The sequence below is a fragment of the Brevundimonas sp. CURTG3B2_SDJG genome (assembly GCF_057364705.1).
This window is the reverse complement of the sequence record NZ_JBNFOJ010000169.1, coordinates 1-6,696: the sequence shown is the minus strand read 5'-3', so window position 1 is coordinate 6,696 and position 6,696 is coordinate 1. Positions and strand designations below refer to the sequence as shown.

General features: G+C 69.8%; 8 protein-coding genes. 6 read left to right on the top strand and 2 right to left on the bottom strand.

Annotated features, from left to right (window positions below):
- Both AC2W7C_RS11885 and AC2W7C_RS11880 read right to left on the bottom strand, forming a co-directional pair.
- On the bottom strand, positions 1–747 hold a 747-nt coding region (locus AC2W7C_RS11885; RefSeq protein WP_486001629.1), incomplete at its 3' end, for a glycosyltransferase.
- 4 nt (positions 748–751) lie between these two features.
- The gene (locus AC2W7C_RS11880; RefSeq protein ID WP_486001628.1) at positions 752–1,714 is read right to left on the bottom strand and encodes a glucosamine inositolphosphorylceramide transferase family protein; all 963 of its coding nucleotides are present in this window, start codon (positions 1,712–1,714) and stop codon (positions 752–754) included.
- A gap of 215 nt (positions 1,715–1,929) precedes the next feature.
- Here AC2W7C_RS11880 and AC2W7C_RS11875 point away from each other — a divergent pair, with 215 nt between their 5' ends.
- The 6 genes from AC2W7C_RS11875 (at position 1,930) to AC2W7C_RS11850 (ending at position 6,647) form a co-directional block, all read left to right on the top strand.
- Positions 1,930–2,451, top strand: a complete 522-nt coding sequence (locus AC2W7C_RS11875; protein WP_486001627.1) for an RNA polymerase sigma factor — start codon at positions 1,930–1,932, stop codon at positions 2,449–2,451.
- Between the two features lie 106 nt (positions 2,452–2,557).
- Entirely contained in the window at positions 2,558–3,514 is a 957-nt protein-coding gene (locus tag AC2W7C_RS11870; protein WP_486001626.1) for a FecR family protein, read from the top strand.
- The gene (locus tag AC2W7C_RS11865; RefSeq protein ID WP_486001625.1) at positions 3,486–3,920 is read left to right on the top strand and encodes a hypothetical protein; all 435 of its coding nucleotides are present in this window, start codon (positions 3,486–3,488) and stop codon (positions 3,918–3,920) included. Before AC2W7C_RS11870 ends, AC2W7C_RS11865 begins: the two co-directional genes overlap by 29 nt.
- The gene (locus tag AC2W7C_RS11860) at positions 3,917–5,947 is read left to right on the top strand and encodes a TonB-dependent receptor (protein ID WP_486001624.1); all 2,031 of its coding nucleotides are present in this window, start codon (positions 3,917–3,919) and stop codon (positions 5,945–5,947) included. The genes AC2W7C_RS11865 and AC2W7C_RS11860 overlap by 4 nt, the downstream gene beginning before the upstream one ends.
- Before the next feature lie 84 nt (positions 5,948–6,031).
- Positions 6,032–6,391, top strand: a complete 360-nt coding sequence (gene copC, locus AC2W7C_RS11855; RefSeq protein WP_486001623.1) for a copper homeostasis periplasmic binding protein CopC — start codon at positions 6,032–6,034, stop codon at positions 6,389–6,391.
- Positions 6,392–6,395: 4 nt separating this feature from the next.
- Positions 6,396–6,647 carry a hypothetical protein gene (locus AC2W7C_RS11850; RefSeq protein WP_486001622.1) on the top strand — a complete coding sequence of 84 codons (252 nt, stop codon included), beginning with the start codon at positions 6,396–6,398 and terminating at the stop codon, positions 6,645–6,647.
- Positions 6,648–6,696: the final 49 nt, after the last annotated feature.

The following is a 6,696-nucleotide window of genomic DNA, read 5'->3' as shown; positions in this document are numbered from 1 at the left end:
GGGCTTCCTCCAGGGGATGCGGAACGGACGACGCGGACGCGATCGGCCGAACCGGGCCAGCCGGTCGACGTGAGGCGCGGCCCAGGCCTGGTGCCGCTCCCAGTCGCCGAGCAGCAGCGTCGCGCGCCAATCAGGGCGCCGGTCCAGGACCGCCGCGATCGCGCCGCAGAACGTATCCAGTCCCTTCTCGGGGATGGCGCGGCCGGCGAACAGGACGACGGGATCGCGGTCCTTCGGATCGCCACGCCACGCCGCCGCGTCGATCGGATTGCAGACCGCCGAGACGCGGTCCGCGAGGGCCGGATAGTCCTGGACGAACTCGTCGGCGGCGGCGCGGCTGACGAAGACCAGCCGGTCGAAGGCGCGCAGGCGCGACCGGTAGCGGAAGCCCTCGATCAGGTTGCGGGGCGGCTTGATGCGGGTGTGGCGATGCAGCACCCGGACGGCGTCGGGGAAGCGGCGCGCGATATGCGCGGCGGCCTTGAGCTGCTGATGGAATTCGATGACGTCGGCCGCCAGTCCCTCCAGGAGGCGGATCACCGCGGCGTTGCGCGCCGCCCGGCCGAGGCCCGCCGGCACGCGCAGGACGTCCGCCGTCGAGACATCGGCCTCGTCGCCATCGCAGATGACGTAGGTCGTGGCCGCGAAGCGGCTCTCGCGCGACAGGGTGCGGACCACGGTCTCCATGGAGTTGCCGTTGACCGGATCGTATCGGGCTCCGCGGGGCAGGACGATCGCGATGCGCATCCGCTCAGACTCCCTGAACGCCGAGGCCGTGTGAGCCGACGGCCGCGTCGGATGCTCTCCCGCGCGAAGCTCTGGGCCCGTTCAGGCCCAGCAGCTTGCGGGCCTTGAAGGTCAGCCGAACCCAGGGCTCGCTCGGGGAGGAGGTCACCTGCTTGAGGTCGACCCCGCTCACCCCGCCATGGCCGGAAAGGGTGTGCAGCCCGTCGCCGAAATCCGGCAGCAGGTCGCCGGGCTCGAATCTTTGGACGATCCGGGCGGAGAAGGCGCCGGGCTCGAGCCGATCGATCCGGAGCAGATTGATCGCGATGCCGTAGGCGCCGGTGCAATCCTGGACGGGCAGGTGCAGCGCGCCGTCGAAGGTGAAGGCCGTCCCGCCGGGCCGCGAACAGTTCCAGCCGGTCAGCACCGGGTTGAGCGGGTGCGGCGTCCAGGGGCCGGTCAGGCGCGGCGCCGACATCAGGTGCAGTTCGCGCATGGCGCGGTCGTCGGGGCCCGGCAGGGCGTGGAACATCCACCACAGCCCTCCATGGCGGGTCACTGTGGCGTCGATCGCCGGCGCGTCCAGCAGCCGCGCCGCCGGCTCCCAGCGATCGGGGAAGCGCACGCAGCGATAGAGGGTCAGGCCGCCGGACTTGTAGCCCTCGGGCAGCATGAACAGGTCGCCCTCGTCTTCCAGCAGTGCGGGGTAGGAGAGGTGCCAGGGCTCGGCCAGCGCCACCGTCCGGGCGACGAGCCGGTCGTTCCGATCGTAGGTGAGGGCGTGGATCTCTCCGCGGCGGATCCGGTAGTCGAAGGCTTCGGCGAAGACCGTGACGGCCCCGTCCCGCTCGATCGGAAACGGGTCGGCCAGATATTCGAAGGGACCGCCGGACGGCAGCCAGACGATCTCGTCGGCCGGCGGCCCGCCGCGTGCGACGATGTCGGCGAGCGGACGCCGAACGAAGCCGGAGCGCCAGAGATCATACATGGGGCGGTGACCAGGCCCGGCGTGCATCCCGCCCGAGCGCAGCCGACGCGCCGGAGATCGATGTCATGATCCGAACCCTGAGAACTCGCGAAACGCCGCCCTTGCCCGTGAGACGGCGCCGTCGCCTCATCGCCTCAGAAAAAAGTGCAACGCATTGAAATAAGGCGGTCGATGCCGCAGGTTCCGAGCGTCACCTTAGGGATGCGACCCAGAATTTGACCGCCCCGCCGGCCTCAGCCCTGATCGACCAGTACCTCGGCCAGCGAGAGGCGCTGGCCCGGTTCCTCCGGGCGCGGATGGGCCCCGCGGGCGATGTCGAGGACGTGCTGCAGGACGTCTATCTGCGCGTGGCGGCGGCGAGCGACTCCGACATCCAGAATCCCCGGGCCTATCTGTACCGGCTGGCTTCGAACCTGCTGATGGACCGGATCCGCTCGCAGCGTCAGGCGACGGTTCGAGACGACGCCTGGCGGCGAGTTCATCATGTGACAGGCGTGGGGGAGGATGTCGCCGACGTCCCGTCCGCCGAAGAGATGGTGTCCGGCCGCCAGCGGCTCGCCGCCCTGCTGGAGGCCCTGGAGACCCTGCCGCCAAAGACCCGGCGAGTGTTCCGCATGCACAAGTTCCAGGGTTTGAGCTACGCTGAAACCGCCGAGCGGCTGGGGATCTCGCGCAGCGGCGTCGAGAAGCACATGATGGAGGCCTTGCGCGCGCTGGCCGGGACGGTGAAGTCGTGAGCCGTCGAAAAAATCGCGCCGGGCGCGAATATTCCGGAGGTGGCGGGCCCTCGGCTCCGTCGAAGACTTTGAACACCGCCTTCAGTCGGCGGGACGGCGCTCAAGAATGATGCCCATCGACGATCATATCCGCGAGCAGGCCTTGAAATGGTTTGCGACGCTCCAGGACGAGGAGGCCGGCGAGGATGCCTGGCTGGCGTTCTGCGCCTGGCTGGAGGCCGACGACCGGCACCGCCTGGCCTATGACGCGGTCGAGGCCGTCTGGCTGGATGTCGAAACCGTGGAGACCCGGGACGCGGAGGAAGACGCAGCCGTGATCCCGCTGCGCTCCGCCCGGCGTCCGCGGCGTTCTATTCCATGGGCTCCGGTGCTGGCGCTGGCCGCCACGCTCGTGCTCGCCCTCGGCCTATGGCTGGCCTTCCGGCCGGCCGCCTTCGTCGTCTACCGCACGGATGCGGAACCCCGGACCATCGTCATGGCGGACGGTTCGAGCATCTACATGAACCGGCGCTCCGAGCTCTCGGTCTCGACCGACCCCCAGGTGCGCGCCGTGCGGCTGGAGGACGGCGAAGCCGCATTCGAGGTGACGCCCGACGCCGCGCGCCCGTTCGTCGTCCAGTCCGGCGCGCGCTCGGTGCGCGTCCTGGGGACCGTGTTCAATGTTCTGAACCACGGCTCGCGGTTCGAAGTCTCCGTGCAGCGCGGCGTCGTCGAGGTGGCGCTGCCCAAGGAAGCTCCGACGCGGCTGGAGGCTGGCCGCAAGCTGGTTCAGCGCGGCGGGGGGGCGGCGACGATCGGCGCCCTGTCGGGCGATCAAGCCTTGTCCTGGCGGGACGGCGTGCTGGTCTATCGCAACAGTCCGCTGTCCGAAGTGGCGGAAGACCTGTCGCGCTACTTTGACAAGCCGGTTACACTCAACCCTGCTGCTGCTTCGCTTCGTTTCACGGGGGTGCTGCAGCTCGGGGACGAAGCCCAGATGCTGAAGCAGCTTCAAGATTTTGTTCCCGTCCGCGTCAGTCGGTCCTCGACCGAAATTGCGCTGGCGGGACGTGACGCCGGGTGAGCGCCGCCGGCGCAGCCTGAATTCGCGCGCGGCGCTGATCGGCGCCGCGGCCTGGGGTCTGGCGCCGGCCGCGGCCCTGGCGGACGCCGGCCAGACCCATGTGTTCAACATCCAGCCCCAGCGGACGCAGGACGCTCTGCTGAATGTCGCGGTCCAGGCGCGGGTTTCGATGGGAGGGGAGCTGGAACGCTGCCGCGGCCGCGCCCCGCATCTGACCGGGCGCATGACGCTGGAGGCGGCGCTCAGACGCGTGCTGCGCGAATCCGGTTGCCGACACATCCTTCGCCGGGACGGCTCGGTCTACATCCAGGCCTGGAGCCCGCCTCGGCGGCGGGAAGGCCGGCCGTCGCGCCATCCGCCGCACCGCCCGATCCGGCCGGCCTGGAGGCCCAGCTGGAGGAGGTGATCGTCACCGCCAGCCGCCGGCCCGAGGAAATCCAGCGTTCGTCGGCGGTGGTGACGGCTTTGCGGTCCGATCAGATGGCGCTGGCGGGCGCGACGGACATCAACGCCCTGGAAGCCCTGGTGGTGGGTATGAACGTGACCAACCTCGGGCCCGGTCGAAACAAGATCTTTCTGCGCGGCCTGTCGGACGGGGCGTTCACCGGACTGACCCAGTCGACCGTCGGCCTCTACCTCGACCAGGTTCCGATCACCTACAACGCGCCCAATCCCGATCTGAAGCTGGTGGACATCGACCGGGTCGAGGTCGCCCGCGGCCCGCAGGGAACCCTCTACGGCACCGGTCCGATCAGCGGCGTCGTGCGCATCATCACTCGCAGCCCCAACCTGACCGACACGTCGCTGGACGTCTCCGCGATCGCGTCACGGACCCACTACGGCGGCACGAACACGGATCTGTCGGCCGCGGGCAACCTGGCCTTCGCGCAAGGGCGGGCGGCCGTGCGCGGCGTCGCCTATCGAGAGGCCTTCAGCGGCTACATCAATGATGTCAGCTTGAACCTGCGCCGCATCAACGAGGGGCGGCGGCACGGGGGCCGCCTGGCCCTTTCGGTGCAGTTGACGCCCGACTGGACGGTCACCGCCAGCGGCCTGCGCCAGACCATCGAGACCGAGGACACCCACTACATCTACCGAACCGTCGGAGGCGTCCGGCGCAGCAATCTGGTGCGTGAACCGCACCGGAACACCTTCGAGGAAGCCGCGATCAACCTGACCGGCGTCGGCGCCTGGGGCGAGCTCAACGGCACGCTGGCGTATATCCGGCACAACTTCGAAAGCCGTTACGACGCCTCCAGCGCGCTGAAGCGCTTCGGCTCGCTCGCCCAGCAAGGCGCGCTGGACGAGAGCAAGGACGTCCGTCTGCTGGTCGGCGAGGCGGCCTTGAACTCGAGCGGCCCCGGGCGCCTGCGCTGGACGGCGGGCGTGATGGCCTCGTTGAACGAGACGCGGTCCAACGCGACGCTGCTGGTGCTTCGCACCACGGAGCTGCCCATCTACACCGAGGATCGGGTCGATCGCCTGACCGAGCTCGCCCTATTCGGCGAGGCCTCGTACGACCTGGCCTCCGATGTGACGCTCGTCGCCGGCGCGCGCGTCTACGGCCTGTCGTTCAGCACCGATTCCAACATCGTCCAGCGCACGAGACGCCGGAGGTTTGATGGACGCGACGCGACAGGCGGCGTCTCGCCCAAGGTCGCCGTTCTCTGGCATCTGAGCGACCAGCTGTCGCTGTCGGCGCAGATTTCGCAGGGGCATCGCGCCGGCGGCTTCAACACCGCAGGCATCGTGGGCGGGGGAGGCGTGCCCGAACTGGATCCCGAGACCCGGGACTACGGCGGAGACACGCTTTGGAACTACGAGATCGGCGCCCGGACCGCGTTCTGGGACGGCAGGGGCGTGGTGCGGGCGGCGGCCTTCTATTCCAGCTGGAAGAACATCCAGAGCGACCAGTTCCTGCCCAGCGGGTTGGGCTATGTGGTCAACGTCGGCGACGGCGAAACGCTCGGCTTGGAGGTCGAGACCGCGATCAGGCCGTTCCAGGACTTGGAAATCCGCGGCAACGCGCTGCTCGCCGCCTCGGCCGTCACGCGGGCCGAGGTGAATTTCAACATGGCGCATGCGGCGAACCTCCCGGGCGTCCCCCGGTCCTCGGCCAACCTGTCGGCGGTCTGGAGGCGGCCGATAGGGAGTGATCTGGCGCTGGTCTCGGCCGGCAACGTCGCCTACGTGGGGCCGTCTCATCTGACGTTCGACATTCCGTCCAGCCATCCGATGGGCGGATACGCCTACGCCCGAGTCGCCCTGGGCGTGGAGGCCGACCGGTGGAGCGCCGTGGCCTTCATAGACAACCTCTTCGACACCGAGGCCAACACCTTCGCCTACAGCGACCCCTTCCGACTGCCGGACGCCCAGGCCATCACGCCGCTGCGCCCGAGGACCATCGGCCTGTCGCTCAGGTGGGCGCACTAGACCGCGCGGCCCCGAGGGGCGCAGCCGCACGGCGCGTAGAGGGTTCGGAAGGCCCGGACCGGCCGGCGCCCGGAGATCGAAACCATGCGGACCCCAGGCCTCGCGCCCTTGACCCTCGCCGTCGCCCTCGCGGTCATTCCCGGATCGGTCGCGGCGCACGCCCGGCTGGTCAGCGCCACGCCGGCGCCCAATGCGACGGTGGCGGCGCCCCGGACGATCAGCCTGACGTTCAGCGAGCGCTCGGTTCCGGCCTTCTCCGGCTTCGACGTCATCGACGCGGCCGGAGGGAAGGTCGCGATGCGCACCTCGGTGAGCGAGGACGGCAGGACCCTGACGGGGGCCGCGGCACGACCGCTGGCCGCCGGAACCTATCGTGTCGAATGGCGGATCGCTTCGAGCGACGGGCACCGGATGACGGGGTCCTACGCCTTCTCGGTGCGCTGAGGCCGTGCTGGACCTCGCGGTCGTCGCGCTCCGCTGGCTTCAGTACGGAGGCGGCGTGGTCCTGTTCGGCGCGCCGCTGTTCCTGCTCTACAGCTTCCCGCGCGGGGAGGGAGCGGACCTGTCGTGGGCTCGCCCCGTGCTGGGCGGGACCGCGGCGGTAACGGCGCTGGGGGCGCTCGCCGCCCTGGTCGCCCAGACCGCCGTCATGGCAGGGTCGCTGAGCGAGGCCGTCAAGCCCCCCTCTTGTGGGCCGTGATGCGATGGGTCGGGTCCGTGGGTGCAAAGGCCTTGGATCGTTGCGGGGC

Coding starts and splice junctions, on each gene's coding strand:
- AC2W7C_RS11870 (WP_486001626.1), top strand. CDS start 2,558: ATGATGCCCATCGACGATCATATCCGCGAGCAGGCCTTGAAATGGTTT.
- copC (WP_486001623.1), top strand. CDS start 6,032: ATGCGGACCCCAGGCCTCGCGCCCTTGACCCTCGCCGTCGCCCTCGCG.
- AC2W7C_RS11880 (WP_486001628.1), bottom strand. CDS start 1,714: ATGTATGATCTCTGGCGCTCCGGCTTCGTTCGGCGTCCGCTCGCCGAC.